We start from the raw sequence: 13,280 nt of genomic DNA, 5'->3' as shown, positions 1-13,280 counted from the left end.
GATCATAAATTAGCGAGACGCTTCCTCTTAAGCTGTTTTCCTGCGTCTTCAACCAATAAGTTTTATGCCCAGCAGTTCCAGTAGTCTAACGGCTTCGTAGCGGCAGAATTTTGCGTTTTTAACGGTGTTCTGATGTATGTTTATATCGTAATTAGTCGCCAGGTTGAAGTTGGCTTCTGTAAGGTTGGTGTTGGAAAATAGGCTGTTGGTTAGATCTGTCTCGGAGAAGTTGGCACGGCTAAAATTGGCTTCTCGGAAGTCAACATCATGTGCCCGGCAATTCTCGATTGTTATTCTGGATTGGTTAAGAGCGTAAAAAGAAGATGAGCTGATTAGACAGTCTTTAAATTTTAGCGGAGAGCCTAAAGACAGACCACGCCAATAGGCTTTTGTCCAGTCAATGCCCAGCATTTTGCAGTCTTGAAATTCTACGTCTGAAAATTTGCTGTTGGTAATGTTTAGGAGACTGAGGTTACACTTCACAAATTTGCAATCGGAAAACTGACAATTTCTAAATACGGCTTCACTAAAATCACAAGAGCTAAAGGAGCAGCCGTCAAACTCTTTTCCTTTTAGCTCTTCTCCCGTTAATGCTATATCCACAAATTTCTGGTTGTAAAATTCTTTTTTATCAACAGTAATGCTCTCCATTAAAACCTCAATTTTTTGTACAGTTAATACTTGAAGCGCTGGAACCGCTTTGCTGCGTCCGAGCGCTTTGGCTTGACGGGTGTTTTAGGCTATTGTCATTTCATTTAATGTGAATGAAGCGGTCGCACCTTCTGTTGCTTTTACATATTCCGCGAGGTGAGTATTGTTCATGTGGGTTTGCCATAGCTCGCGATTCTCCCATATTTCATAGAAAATAAATTCAGCTGGATTATGATTGTCCTGATGTAGATCATATTGAATACAGCCTGTTTCCTTTCGTGTTGGTTCTATCAGCTTCAATAGCTCGGCTTTGACTAGCTCGACGCTGTCACTGTTTGCTTCAATTTTCGCTACAATTACCAAATTTTCGCTCATTTCAATTTACCTTGTTGACGACAGAGATGCCGTAATCATAAGCCATATATACCCACTTCGTAAGTCCCAAATTTAATGGTTTACGGTATCCATTAGTATACTGTCAGGGAATAATATTTTTTGTTTATACATTCAATACGACTGTAACCCGCGATGCGTTGTTGGTGTGGCTGTAGCCGTTTTAAATGGGTGCCGGAAGGGCGCATTACCGATCGTTGTTTGTTTTTTTACGAAAAATTGTTCGATTCGCTTGAATTAATATCTATTGAAAAATTCTGATTGTTTAGTGGCCGCTCTGTATCGTAGGGCTTATTCATAGGATAAGGCCGTTCACCTTTTTTATGTGTTCAGCGAGTTGCCAATAAAATATCTGTAATAGGAAGCTGTGGAATTTTCAGTGCTGTTAACAACGGGGTTAACACCGTATTGAACCGCTTGCAAAGCGTGTAGAAAACCACTGTGTGCTACTACAGCAAGGCAGAAACGCGTGCCCATATCGATGTTTCCTTTAGATTAAGATTCCTTTCGTTCACCCTTTTTGTGTTAGCAATTCTCGAAGAGTCAATAATCGGCAGAGCCACGCTCCGTTAAACAATCGGTTTTTTTTGTACACGGGGATTGCGTGGCCGGCAGGGTGGGACGCATAGCTTGCGGTGGCGCCGAAATCATTTTTTTTGATGTTTTTAAATGGTAGTATAAGACGCCATCTTACATGGCTTTTGTTATATAACGAGTCGCTCCACTAAGGGCGCGCCAATTTTTCCCGACGTTGTTCACTATGTCTAAGGCAAGTTACACAATATTAGGGCTTGAAACGGATTCCTCACCCGAACAGGTTAAGCTGGCGTATCGTAGGCTGGTAGCGATCTATCATCCCGACAGAAATCCTGGGGATAGCTCGGCGACTGAAGCGTTTAAGCTGGTTTGCCTAGCTTATCGCCAAATTGTGGCTGAGCAGGGTGCCGCTGGTGGTCCGCAGGCTCGGGCTCCAACTAAATGTTGTAAGCGGGTGTGCCGCCGCAAGCGCAGAGGAAGCCCTTCCGATCGCCGTTATAACTGGCAAGCGCCTTATCAGTACATTGGAACCAAGGTGAACTGTCAGGCGTAACCCCGACGTCCTGTGCCTAAGAGCTGAAAATTAGAGCCTAGACCCGCATTCTCTAAACGACTATTCTGAATCTTTCAAAGCGAAAGGTTGCGCCAATAATAATTGCTCCCCTGCCATTGAATTTGATACTTGGGTACCAATCTTGGACGTGTGAAGAGAATAAACCCTGGCTGATGTGCGCATAGGACGTAAATTCTTAATCCGCTTGTGCTTTCCATCTTATACTGGCGAAAATTTCCCAGATTGTTTTGCTCCCTCGAGTCTCCAGGTTGTTATGATTTTTCGTCGATATTTTCTGCTTTCACTTCTACTGTGGCTGATTTTGCCTATTCAAGCTTTCAGTCTGGATTTGCCTCGGCTAAATCTCTTTTCGACAGACTCTGTGCAGCTGCAAATGCAGGAAAGCAACAAGCCTTTGGAGAAGCTGCTGGTTGAAGAGTTAGCGCGCCAGAGAAAATCTAATCTGCAACTCAAACAGCAAACCGACCTGGTGGCCAAGTCTCGCTTGGAATCGCGACTGCTGACCAAAAAATTGGAATCCGAAGGCTACTACGATGCTCGAGTAAAAGTGGCTTACCACCAGGATAAAATGGTTTACGAGGTTTATCCTCGTCAGCTGTACCGTATTAAATCTGTGAGAGTACAAGCGCCGGAAAGCGTTGCGGTTCCTGACAGTGTGCTGGCGTTGAATCCGGGTTCGGTTCTGCGTGCCGAAAATGTGCTAAATGGCAAGAAAACACTCTCGCATTATCTTATCAACCATTACTGTCTACTGCAGGTGGATGTGACCTATCGGGTGGTGCTGGCGAGTGCTGAGCCCAGTGCGGAGGTTGTTTATACCGTAGCGGAGAGCCCTTCAGTGGTGATTGGCGATATCGTGATTTCTGGCTTGAGTAGCGTACAGCCGAGTTATATTCGCGAAAGAATGTCGGTCAATACCGGTGACTGCTTTAAGCGGCGCGATCTGGATCAGCTGCGCATTACGCTGCTGCAGACCAACCTGCTGGCGAGTGTGGGGGTTCGAGTGGGCGAGCCGGTCGACGGTCGGGTCGATCTTAATTTGTTTCTCACCGAGCGCCATCACCGTACTTTTACTGCCGGTGCCGGGTACCAATCCGAGGAAGGGCTGGGTATTTCTCTGGGCTGGGAGCATCGCAATTTATTCGGGCGGGCGCAAAGGCTGAAAACGGAGGCTTTGTTAGCGCAAAATATTCAGCGCCTGGCAACGGATTTAACCATGCCTTACTTCCGCAATAGCCGCCAGAAATTGGCATTCTATAGCGATGCCGAACGTGCCAGTACCGATGCCTATAAAGCGACCGAGGTAGGCGTTGGTGTTGAGCTTACACGCCGATTGAACCGACGCTTGAATGCGAGTGCAGGGTTGGAAATCGGTTTTTCCGGCGTCGAGGCGGCGGGCGAAAGCGAGGACTACGCGCTTTTTTCTGTGCCGCTGATGCTGGAGTATGACTGGCGGGATAATAAGCTGGACCCTCTGCGTGGCTGGGTAGCGGTCGGCAGCTTGCGTCCTTACGTGGATTTATATGATCCCGTTACAGATTTCATTAAGTCTGCGGCTTCCTTTAGTGGCTACGCTACCTTTTCAAAAATAGCCCTTCGGCCGACGTTGGGTATGCGCGGCAGCATGGGGAATATTACCGGTGAGCAGCGCGAGCATGTTCCGGCAAATGAACGCTTTTATGTTGGTGGTGGCGGCTCTGTTCGCGGTTATCCCTATCAATCCTTGGGGCCGTATGAAGACGGGAAGCCTGCCGGAGGCCTTTCGTTTACCGAGCTGTCGTTCGAAGCAAGAATGCGATGGGGCGAGCACTGGGGAGCGGTTGTGTTTCTAGACGGAGGCTATTCCTACCGAGAGGTTACACCGCAGTTGGATGAAAAACTGTGGTGGGGAACGGGCTTGGGTTTGCGCTATTACACCAGTTTTGCGCCTATCCGCTTCGATATTGGTTTTCCGCTCGATAAGCGCGAAGGCCTGGATGACGACTTTCAGCTCTATATCAGTATTGGACAGGCGTTTTAATGGATTTTTTAAGAAGGTTTCTGCAAGGGCTGTGGCGCTGGGTGCCGATCGGTTTATTTCTGGTGGTGGTGCTGAGTGTGGCGAGCTTCTCGACGCTGCTGGCCACGCCGGTGGGGCGTGTTTGGTTGGCTCAGTGGGTGATACAGGCGGCCAGCAACTCGGGCAATTATCAGATCGCCGTCGAGGGGATAGCCAGTCCTGCGCTGGGACGCTGGACGGTGGAGGAGCTTGTTATCAACAAGGACGGCCAGAAATGGCTGCGTGGGCGGCATTTAGCGTTAGGCTGGAAGCCGCGTCGCCTGCTTGATCGCTCCTTAGTGATTACTCGCCTAAAGGCGGATAGCCTCGAACTTTATGCGGTTGATAGTGCCAAGAAGCCGGATGCGCCCGCGCCGACAGCTACGGAGCTACCACTGGAGTTGCTGTCGGTGCAGGGGGTTGAACTGTCCTCTTTCAGTTATTACCAGCGGGCTACGAATGGTTTTGAAAGCGCGTTTCCGCCGTCGTCATTGTCTGGAGGTGTACAGTGGCGGGTGGCTGATTCGTCTCTGAAAGCGGCGTTACGCGGGCGCAGCCTGGCGGACATTCCGTTTAGCTTCGGGTTTGAGGTTGTCGGTAACCCAATGCGCAGCCTGAGCTTGAACGGCCATATCGACGAAGCCTCAGGCGGTTATCTGGGAGCGAAGCTCAAGCTCCCGGCTGGGCAGGCAATTGAGAGCCGCTGGCTGGTCGAAACCAAACGCTTGCCCGAGCAATACCAACTGTTTATCCGCGAGAGCAGCTTTCCTCTAGCGAGCCGGGCGGTGAGTGTGCGTGGACAGCTGAGCCTTGCTTTGGATTTTGGTAAAGGCCAGATTGATGAGCTGACGATGACAATTGATGAGTCAGAACACCAGCTGACGGGTCAATGGGAACCGGGGACAGTGCGCTTAGCCGTATCGGCACAGGCTTTTCCTCTGGATATTTTAACGCTTTGGCAGAGCCCTCTAAATCAGGGAGAGGCCGACGCGGAATTAGCCTTGCGGATTGATAGCGAGGGCTTTTGGGGGGAGGGGCAGCTGGATGTTCGTGGACAGTACGCGGGCAGGGCACTGAACACGTCGTTTAACGGCTCCAGCAACTTGCAACTCGTTACCGCCGAGCATTTTTCGTTGCGCTGGGGTAGCGCCGAAATCTCTGCCCGGGGTGCTTTGGATCTGGTTGCTAACGCGACCAAGTTGGAGGTATCGGTACCGCATCTGGACCTAAACTCGCTGCAGCCACTGGGGATTGTTGTGCCCACCGTAGTTTCGGCGCTGGTGGTGTCTGGCCGTGGTCGCATTACAGGTAATTTTAGGGATCCGAACGGCGAGTTAAGCATGCTTGCCAGCGGTCCGCTTGGCGAGGCGCCGTTGAAGTTGTCCCTGCAATTGAGCAAGCGCGGGCAAGTGATCAAGGTGCAGCATTTGAACGCAGACCTGGATCAGGGCGCCGCCTCTGCTCAGGGCTGGGTAAACCTTCGCGATCGAAGCGGAGATCTTACGCTTGTGCTCAACCAACTTTCCCTGCAATCACTGCGCGCTTTTGGTGTAAGCCTGCCGGATGATCTTGAGGCTAGCGCCAATGGACAATTGACCGTGGGCGGCGATGTGAAGGCGCCTGTTGTCAGTGCCGATGTACAGCTTGTTGGGGAGTACCAATCCATTCCGTCGCAGATTTCACTGCGCGGAGAGTTTCGAAATGGCGGTTTGAGTTTACATAAATTGGAGCTGGATGCCTTTGGGGATCGAGTCTTGAACGTCAGTGGGGAGCTTAGTCAGCAGCGCAACGATTTGCGTTTGTCGGTGGAGTCTTTTCCTACGGGTCTGGCTGAGCTGTTTGGCCTGCGTACGCCGAATGGAGATTTTTCCGCCGAGTTACAGCTCACCGGTACGCCATACGCCCCACAGTTTAACGGCAGCCTTCACCTGGCACATTTGATGGACATGGGAGCAGAGGTACCGGCTCGCCAAATTAATTGGAATTTGCGTATCGAAACGACGGAAGACACTTTAAAGCTGGTGTCTTCCGTGGACAGCGGTGTTGGTTCTCCGGTGGCCGTAGAGGCGCAGTTGCCTATAAGCCCTTACGTGGCTTATGTAGAGCGGAGATTGCAAGGCGGTGTGTTCGAGCCGCTTCCCCTTGAGATCGCGGTGCAAGGCGAGGTGGACACTTCAAATCTGGCGATGTTGGTGGATACCGAGTCGCACAGGATCGCGGGAACTGTGACGTTAAATACCCATATTAAAGGGACGGCAGAGAAGCCGCTGCTCGAAGGGCAGATCCATTTGCGCAATGCTGAATATCACAATGTAGAGGTGGGTATTTGGCTGGTGAATATTCAGTGCCTGCTAACGGTCGAGCAGGCTTTGGTGCAGTTGGGTGCCTGCAATGCGGTTGATCGTTTTGATGGTCGATACCAGCTGACGGGGCGGATGCTGCTACCGCTCCAGGACGGTAACGGTGATATCGATGTACAGTTGGAGCTGGAAAACGCCAGTTTGGTGAATCGACCGGAACTGGCGAGCGCTGTGAGTGGGTCGCTGTCGTTGAAGGGCGATTTCAATGCCTTGCTCGCGCGCGGGGACATTGCCGTTTCCTCATTAAATGCCAGTGTCGACAGCGATATGTCTTCCGGCATACCCACTATCGAAGTGGAGCGGGAAAAGGCCGGGCAGAGCGATGAAGCTTCCGAAAGTAAGTTGCACTTGCCCGCTGTTACGCTCGATCTCACCATACGCGCAGACCAGCAGGCCGTTCTGCGTGGACGAGGGTTGGAGGCGGAGCTTCAGGGGGATATTCGTGTGCTCGGTGCACTCGAGCGTTTGCACTATACGGGGCAGTTGCAAACGCTGCGCGGCACCTTCGAAGTGTTCGGCAAAAAATTCCAGCTTCAGCAGGGACAGGTTAACTTTTCCAACGAGAGTATCGGCATTGCGATCACAGGTGTTTATGTGAAGCGAGGGCAGCAGATTACCGCCGAGTTGTCGGGGCAGGGGGATAATCTTGCACTTAGGCTGAGTTCCATCCCGCATATGCCAGAAGATGAAATTCTGGCCTTTATTATATTCGGTAAATCGGTACAGGATGTGAGTGCTGTGGAGGCGGTGCAGTTGGCCATAGCGTTGCAGAAGCTCAGTGGTTCCGGTGGGGGATTTATTGATCCTATTGGCAGTACACGGGAAATGCTGGGTGTTGATACGCTATTGATCAAATCAGATGTGGCTGAAAGTGGAGAAAGTGGGCTCAATGTCGCGATGGGCAAATACCTGAACGAGCGTGTCTATTTGGAGGTGGAGCGCACGCCCGAGCCGACCAAGCCCTGGCGCGGCAATTTGGAGATTCAATTGTTTGAGCGCGTGACTCTAGAAAGCTCAGCAGGGGGTAAAACCGGGGTCGAAGGCGTAAAGCTGAACTGGAAAACCGACTATTAGCCTAGCGGGTGGAACCGCCGAGCCCGCATCGGGAGGAGCCTTTAAGGGCTTATTCGACTGCGGGGTTCTTCGTTAGGCGCGGCTTCTGCGTTTAAATCGGGATCATCCCGCAGCAACCGGGCAATTCTGCGGGTGAGCGTGTTAATGCGCTTGAGGTTTTCGGTAATATCGATCTCGACTTTGTATGCGGCCAGCCGGTTGGGTTCGCTGGCAACCAGGCGCCCGGTCAGGTGCTTATTCACTTCCACCGCGGCTTGATTAACTCGCTCTTTACTTAATACGGCTTTTTTGGCACTGGCAGCATCACCGGTTTTGAGTGCGCTCAACATGGCGTCATAGGCATGGCAAACCTCTTCGTATAATGGTCGTAGAGATTTAATGGTCACCGGACTTATTTTCAGGTTTAGTTCGATACGTTCGCGCGCACAGTTGAGGAGATTTTCTTCCATAACGTCGGCGAGATTCTCTATGTAATTTGCAATGGCAATATAGTTGGAAAGTTGCGTCGGCTGTGGCTCCACCAGGTTTTTCTGGGACAATTTGCCGAGGTAGCTAATGATGGCTCCATGAAGCTGGTCTACGCGGTCGTCTTCCTTTAACAGGTTGTTGACCTGTGAGAGCGAGCCTTCTGTCACCACCCTGAACGCTCGCGAAAGCGTGCCCCTGCCAAACTCAGCCAGTCGCACCAACTCTCGGCGGGTTTGATCCAGCGCTACGGACGGTTGTTCTAGGTAGTAGCGATCCAGATACAACGCTTCGATGGTTTCTACCGCCACGGTCTTTCTGGGTACCAGCCGCTCTACAAGCCGCGCTATTGGCACGGTGAAGCCGATAAATAGGAGGGCATTGCCGATGTTGAACAGCGTATGGGCGTTGGCTATTTGTCGTGGTGTATCAGTGGCGATCGCGTTGATGTCCGCTGCGGCGGGAGAAAGGTAGCGGATGAGGTCGGATAGCTGCGGAATAAATAACACCCATAGCAATACCCCGCCAGCGTTAAAGATGATGTGTACCCAAGCAGCCTGTACGGCTTCGCGCGGTCGGCCAACGGCGGATATGGCGGCGGTTACACAGGTTCCAATATTGGCACCGAAGATAAGCGCTATGCCAGATTCGAGCGTGATTAGCCCCTGGCTCGCCAACACAATGACAATACCGGTGGTGGCGGATGAGCTTTGTACCACCGCGGTAAACACCATGCCAGCGAGAATACCGGTGAAAGGCGACTGCATATTCTGTAGCGCAGTGATAAACGGTGGCCATTCTCGCAGGGGGCCCGTTGCGCTGCTCATAAGCTCCATGCCAAAAAAGATCAGGCCGAGCCCCATAATAGCCATGCCCCACTGCTTTACTCGTTCGTTGCGGGCGGCGATATCCATTAGAAAGCCGAAGGCGATCATCAGCAATCCATATTTGTAGATTTTGAAGGCGATAATCTGCGCGGTGATCGTGGTACCGATATTGGCACCGATAATAACGCCAATGGACTGGCTAAGGTTGAGCAGCCCGGCGGAGATAAAACCCACAATTAAAACGGTGGTGACGGAGGAGGACTGGATCACTCCGGTGATCATGGTGCCTGCCAGGGCAGCGCTGAACCGGTTGCTGGTCAGGCGAGCCAGCAAGTTTTTCATGCCGTCGCCGGCAACGGTTTTCAGCGATTCGGTCATTTGTCGCATGCCAAACAGGAAGAGAGCAAGGCCGCCGCCAAGGCCGGTGACGATAGCGCTTATATTGAGTGTGGTTGCCAGGGTGGGATCTGTCATCGCTTGATTATAGGTGCCAATATGCCGTTTTTGGAAATTGTTTTGGTGGTAGAAACCGTTTGTTTGATCTTCAGTGGTTCTCTTGCGTTCTTCGGTTGCATTTTTTTATTTTAATGCCCGCTCTGAGCTTTGCTGTTTCAATTGTAAATTTTGGCTTGCACTCGGGGGTTTCCCTAGCATTAATAATAATTCATTGTGGCATTGGGTATGGGGCAGGTGTACCAATCTTGACGTTAAAAGCCAGCATGAACAGTATTTATGCCCTCGCTCAGAGTATGCTCCGGAGGCATTGCTAGCGGTTTATGTCTCCAGGGCAACACAATACTAAGTGCTACCCTGGCGCTGGCTTAGCGTTGAAGTGTTTCTTTTGCTATTTTTCGGGCGCTTATAAAGTCAATTTTTCCGGTAGATAACTTAGGTACATCCTCGACGAGAAGAATATCCGTTGGCAGTGCTAAATTGCTTAAGCCCTTGGCGATAAAATTTTGCGTAATTACAAGTTTATCGATGGTTTTATTGGTAAGTAAAATTAACTTTTCGCCACGCTTTTCATCTTCAATGCTCACCAGTGCAATTTCCAATTCATCGTCCGATTGTTCCGCAGGCCGGGATTCCGCGTATAGTTCGTAAATGATCTGTTCGGTCTTGCCCATGCTAATCATTTCGCCACCAATTTTGGCGAAACGTGAATAGCGATCCAGGATAAATAGAAATCCATCTTCGTCGACCTTGCCCTTGTCACCGGTAATGTACCAGCGTTGACCGTCCATCTGGAGCAGAACGCTATGGGTTCGTTCGGTGTCTTTGAGGTAGCCCTGCATTATTTGCACTCCACCGATTAAAATCATACCTGCTTCTCCTGTGGGTAGAGGTTCGAACGTTTCCGGGTCGACAATTCTCATGCTGGTGCCGGGCAAGGGCATGCCCACCGAGCCCGGACGACTTCCCTGGTGAACTTTGAATGATTGAACATCCAGTTGGTCCGGCAGGTTAACGCTTACCACGGGCGTTGCTTCTGTTGCACCGTAGCCTTCGTAAATGGGCTTGCTGAATTTTTCGAAGAAGTTTTTCTGTACCTGCGCGTTTAATTTTTCTGCACCACTGACAACCAGTCGTAGGCTGTCGAGCATAAGCGGGTGCACATTGCGGTTTTTAACATACAGGCGGAAGAAGGTAGAGGTACCAAACATCAGGGTTGCCTTATAGCGCGCAACCAGTTTGGCTGTACCTACAACATCGGTGGGGTCGCCGTGGAAGACTGCGGGAATACCGTTGAGTAGCGGTAGAAACAGGGTAGCGGTTAGGCCAAATGCGTGGAACAGGGGTAAATTGCCGAGCATAATATCGTCCTGCTCTGGGTTGAGTACATGCAGGGTTTGCTGAATATTTGCCTGTATATTTTTGTGACTTAAACAGATTCCCTTGGGCTCACCTTCACTGCCACTGGAAAAAAGGATGCAGGCGGTTTGATCGATATCGACGCTCTTGGTGATCAGCGTTTTTAACAGCGGCGTTGGCAGCAGTTTGCATAACAGGTAGGAGCGGATCTTTGTTGTCAGTGGCATGGCGTCCTTAACGGATTCCAGCTCAACAATATCCACTTTGTTCAGCACATTTTCCAGGTTAAAACCTTTGTTTTTAAGTTTCTGGATAAACTTGCGTGAAGTTACAATGGTAGAAATGTCTGCTTTGCGAATAGCGGCTGATAACGCATTCTCGCCAATGGTGTAATTAAGGTTAACGACTGTGCGACCCAGCTGAAAAAGCGCCATATTCGTGAGTGCGCCCGCTGCGGTGGAGGGGAGTAGTACACCAATATGTTGCCCGGTTATTTTTCTCTTCAGAGAAAAGCTGAGAGCCGTTGTTGCGATCAGCGCCTTCTGCGCACTGAGATGTGTTCCTAAGCTGTCGGCCATGCAGAAGCTGCCTCCCTGCTGCTTGGCCGCGACAACCCATTTTCGTCCGAGACTTTCGCTGTCGTTAACATCTTCCTGCCAGGACTGAATAGACAGATCAAAAATACATTGCTTCACCGTTTCGGAGGGGGAGTTGTTGGCAATGGGCTTGCCCAGGGCAACAACAATTTTTCGGCGTACGCCGCCGGCCTTTTGTTTTTTTAACAGCGTAGTTGAGCGGGAAAACTGGCTACCCCAAAGGCCGTGCAGATAAAAGGGTACGATAGGCACGGATTCGCTTAAACCTTCACAGGCGCGCTCGAAACCTTTGCGAAATTCAACCAAGTGGCCGGTGCGGCTGAGAGTCCCTTCTGGGAACAGGCACACAAGTTCACCCGCTTCCAAATATTCGCGTACGGTCTCCAGTGCTCTACGGCTTTTAGTGCCCGCCTCAATGGGGATGCAGCCCGCCAGATCGAAAAACCATTTTAGATACCAGAGCTGATAAATTTGGCGATGCATAACAAAGCGGACAGGGCGTGGGCAGGCCATTTGAATAATGGCCCAGTCGATCCAGCTGATATGGTTGCCAAGCAGCAGGGCACCGCCCTGAGAGGGCAAATTGTTCAAGCCCTGCACCTGTACGCGGTAGCGATTGCGCATCAGTGTCATTACCAGTATTCGCAAAAAACTCTGCGGTAATTGATAGAGGGTGTAAGCAAAGCCGATTACCGCAACGCAGGCAATCACGTACAGCAGGCTGCGGCCGGATATGTCCAGTAAGGCGAAGCCAACGGTGAGTGCGAGAAACGAAAACATGGTAACGTTTTGCACCCAGTTATTTGCGGCGAGCGTTTTTCCCAGTGCGCCTTCTTTGGCTTGAAATTGAATTAATGAGTTAAGGGGAACAATAAAGAGGCCGCCGCAAACGCCTATGGCAAAAAAGTCCAACGCAGCCATCTGAGGAGAGTCGAGCGAAGGCAAAAACAGGAGGCCAACGGCAATTCCAAGTGCGGCGAAGGGCAAAATTCCCAGCTCGATTCGATCGCGCGATATTCTGCCCGCCAGGAAGGCACCTAGAGCAATCCCTATTCCCGAGCAGGCCAGTATTCCTTGAATAATGATGGTGTTGTCAATGTGTGCAACACCTTTGAAATATGCGGGAAAGGCGGCCAGCATCACCTGGCCAATTCCCCAGAAGGTCGCCAACCCAATAATGGACAGGCGCACCGCCTTTTGCTCACGCAGGGGAGCGAGGTCGCGGACAAATAATTTACCGGCGAAAAAGGATGACCACTGGAAGCTCTGATTGCTCGCGACGGGTTGTTGATATTCCGGCTTCATAGGCAGGCGGTACATCAACACCAGCTCGACGATACTGGTGATGATGAGCAGAATTCCAATAGGTGCGACCGCCTGTAAAACCTCTGCTTCGGAGGCGGGGGCATCGACGAAAAGGGATTCGAAGGAAATAGAGAAGGCGAAGGTTCCGGCGAGGATGGCGATAATGGAAAGCGATGCAACAACACCGTTGGCCTCCGCCAATCGGTGCTGACCAAAGAGCTCTTTTATATAAGAAAACTTGGCGGGCGAATAGATCGCCGATTGTGCTGCGAGCAGGAATGTTGCGCCAAACGCCAGCCAGAACCAACCGTTGAGATAGCTGAGCCAGATAAGCCCACATAGGCCGACGGCTATCCACGCGGTGATGCGCATGATCTTGGCGCGCGCAAAGCGATCAGATATAAACCCCGCAGGGCTCAATAGCAAAATAAAAGGCAGTAAAATCAGGGCATTAAGTACGGCAGTACTGATAATTTGTGTTTGCTCGCTATAGAGCTTGAAAATGGTGTTTTGGACCGTGATCTTATGGCCCAGATCCACAAATGCGTTCAGGAAAACGGCCGCAAAAAAGGGCCAGGCGCCGAGGGTCTTGGTTAATGCTTTCATAGGCTTCACTCCATTTAAACGATGTGTCGCAGTATTTGGCAG

General features: G+C 50.9%; 7 protein-coding genes. 3 read left to right on the top strand and 4 right to left on the bottom strand.

What is annotated here, in order from left to right:
- Positions 1-48: 48 nt before the first annotated feature.
- Together H5715_RS12010 and H5715_RS12005 are read right to left on the bottom strand one after the other, a co-directional pair.
- Positions 49-651, bottom strand: coding sequence for a pentapeptide repeat-containing protein (locus H5715_RS12010; protein WP_083608235.1), 603 nt, complete (start codon positions 649-651; stop codon positions 49-51).
- Positions 652-735: 84 nt separating this feature from the next.
- On the bottom strand, positions 736-1,026 hold the full coding sequence (locus tag H5715_RS12005; protein ID WP_075187772.1) for a putative quinol monooxygenase: 291 nt from the start codon (positions 1,024-1,026) through the stop codon (positions 736-738).
- Positions 1,027-1,804: 778 nt separating this feature from the next.
- Here H5715_RS12005 and H5715_RS12000 point away from each other — a divergent pair.
- The 3 genes from H5715_RS12000 to H5715_RS11990 all read left to right on the top strand — a co-directional run bounded on the left by H5715_RS12000 (position 1,805) and on the right by H5715_RS11990 (position 7,627).
- Entirely contained in the window at positions 1,805-2,134 is a 330-nt protein-coding gene (locus tag H5715_RS12000; protein WP_075187771.1) for a J domain-containing protein, read from the top strand.
- A 274-nt stretch (positions 2,135-2,408) separates the two neighbouring features.
- Complete coding sequence (locus H5715_RS11995) at positions 2,409-4,175, top strand: autotransporter assembly complex protein TamA (protein ID WP_075187770.1); 1,767 nt, start codon at positions 2,409-2,411, stop codon at positions 4,173-4,175.
- Positions 4,175-7,627 (top strand): translocation/assembly module TamB domain-containing protein, encoded by a 3,453-nt coding sequence (locus tag H5715_RS11990; RefSeq protein ID WP_075187769.1) that lies wholly within the window; start codon positions 4,175-4,177, stop codon positions 7,625-7,627. Before H5715_RS11995 ends, H5715_RS11990 begins: the two co-directional genes overlap by 1 nt.
- A 41-nt stretch (positions 7,628-7,668) precedes the next feature.
- Here H5715_RS11990 and H5715_RS11985 read toward each other — a convergent pair whose 3' ends face one another.
- Both H5715_RS11985 and H5715_RS11980 read right to left on the bottom strand, forming a co-directional pair.
- Positions 7,669-9,393, bottom strand: coding sequence for a Na/Pi cotransporter family protein (locus H5715_RS11985; RefSeq protein ID WP_075187768.1), 1,725 nt, complete (start codon positions 9,391-9,393; stop codon positions 7,669-7,671).
- A gap of 347 nt (positions 9,394-9,740) precedes the next feature.
- A complete protein-coding gene (locus H5715_RS11980) occupies positions 9,741-13,238 on the bottom strand; it encodes an acyl-[ACP]--phospholipid O-acyltransferase (RefSeq protein ID WP_075187767.1) in 3,498 nt (1,165 codons plus the stop codon).
- Positions 13,239-13,280: the final 42 nt, after the last annotated feature.

Source organism: Teredinibacter haidensis (genome assembly GCF_014211975.1).
GTDB classification, from domain to species: Bacteria; Pseudomonadota; Gammaproteobacteria; order Pseudomonadales; family Cellvibrionaceae; genus Teredinibacter; species Teredinibacter haidensis.
The sequence above is the reverse complement of the archived record's forward strand: the minus strand, read 5'-3'. Positions and strand labels throughout refer to the sequence as shown.

Bases quoted from the DNA above. Each gene is read 5' to 3' on its own strand.
- H5715_RS12005 (WP_075187772.1), bottom strand. From the start codon at position 1,026: ATGAGCGAAAATTTGGTAATTGTAGCGAAAATTGAAGCAAACAGTGAC.
- H5715_RS11995 (WP_075187770.1), top strand. From the start codon at position 2,409: ATGATTTTTCGTCGATATTTTCTGCTTTCACTTCTACTGTGGCTGATT.
- H5715_RS12000 (WP_075187771.1), top strand. From the start codon at position 1,805: ATGTCTAAGGCAAGTTACACAATATTAGGGCTTGAAACGGATTCCTCA.
- H5715_RS11980 (WP_075187767.1), bottom strand. From the start codon at position 13,238: ATGAAAGCATTAACCAAGACCCTCGGCGCCTGGCCCTTTTTTGCGGCC.
- H5715_RS11985 (WP_075187768.1), bottom strand. From the start codon at position 9,393: ATGACAGATCCCACCCTGGCAACCACACTCAATATAAGCGCTATCGTC.
- H5715_RS12010 (WP_083608235.1), bottom strand. From the start codon at position 651: ATGGAGAGCATTACTGTTGATAAAAAAGAATTTTACAACCAGAAATTT.
- H5715_RS11990 (WP_075187769.1), top strand. From the start codon at position 4,175: ATGGATTTTTTAAGAAGGTTTCTGCAAGGGCTGTGGCGCTGGGTGCCG.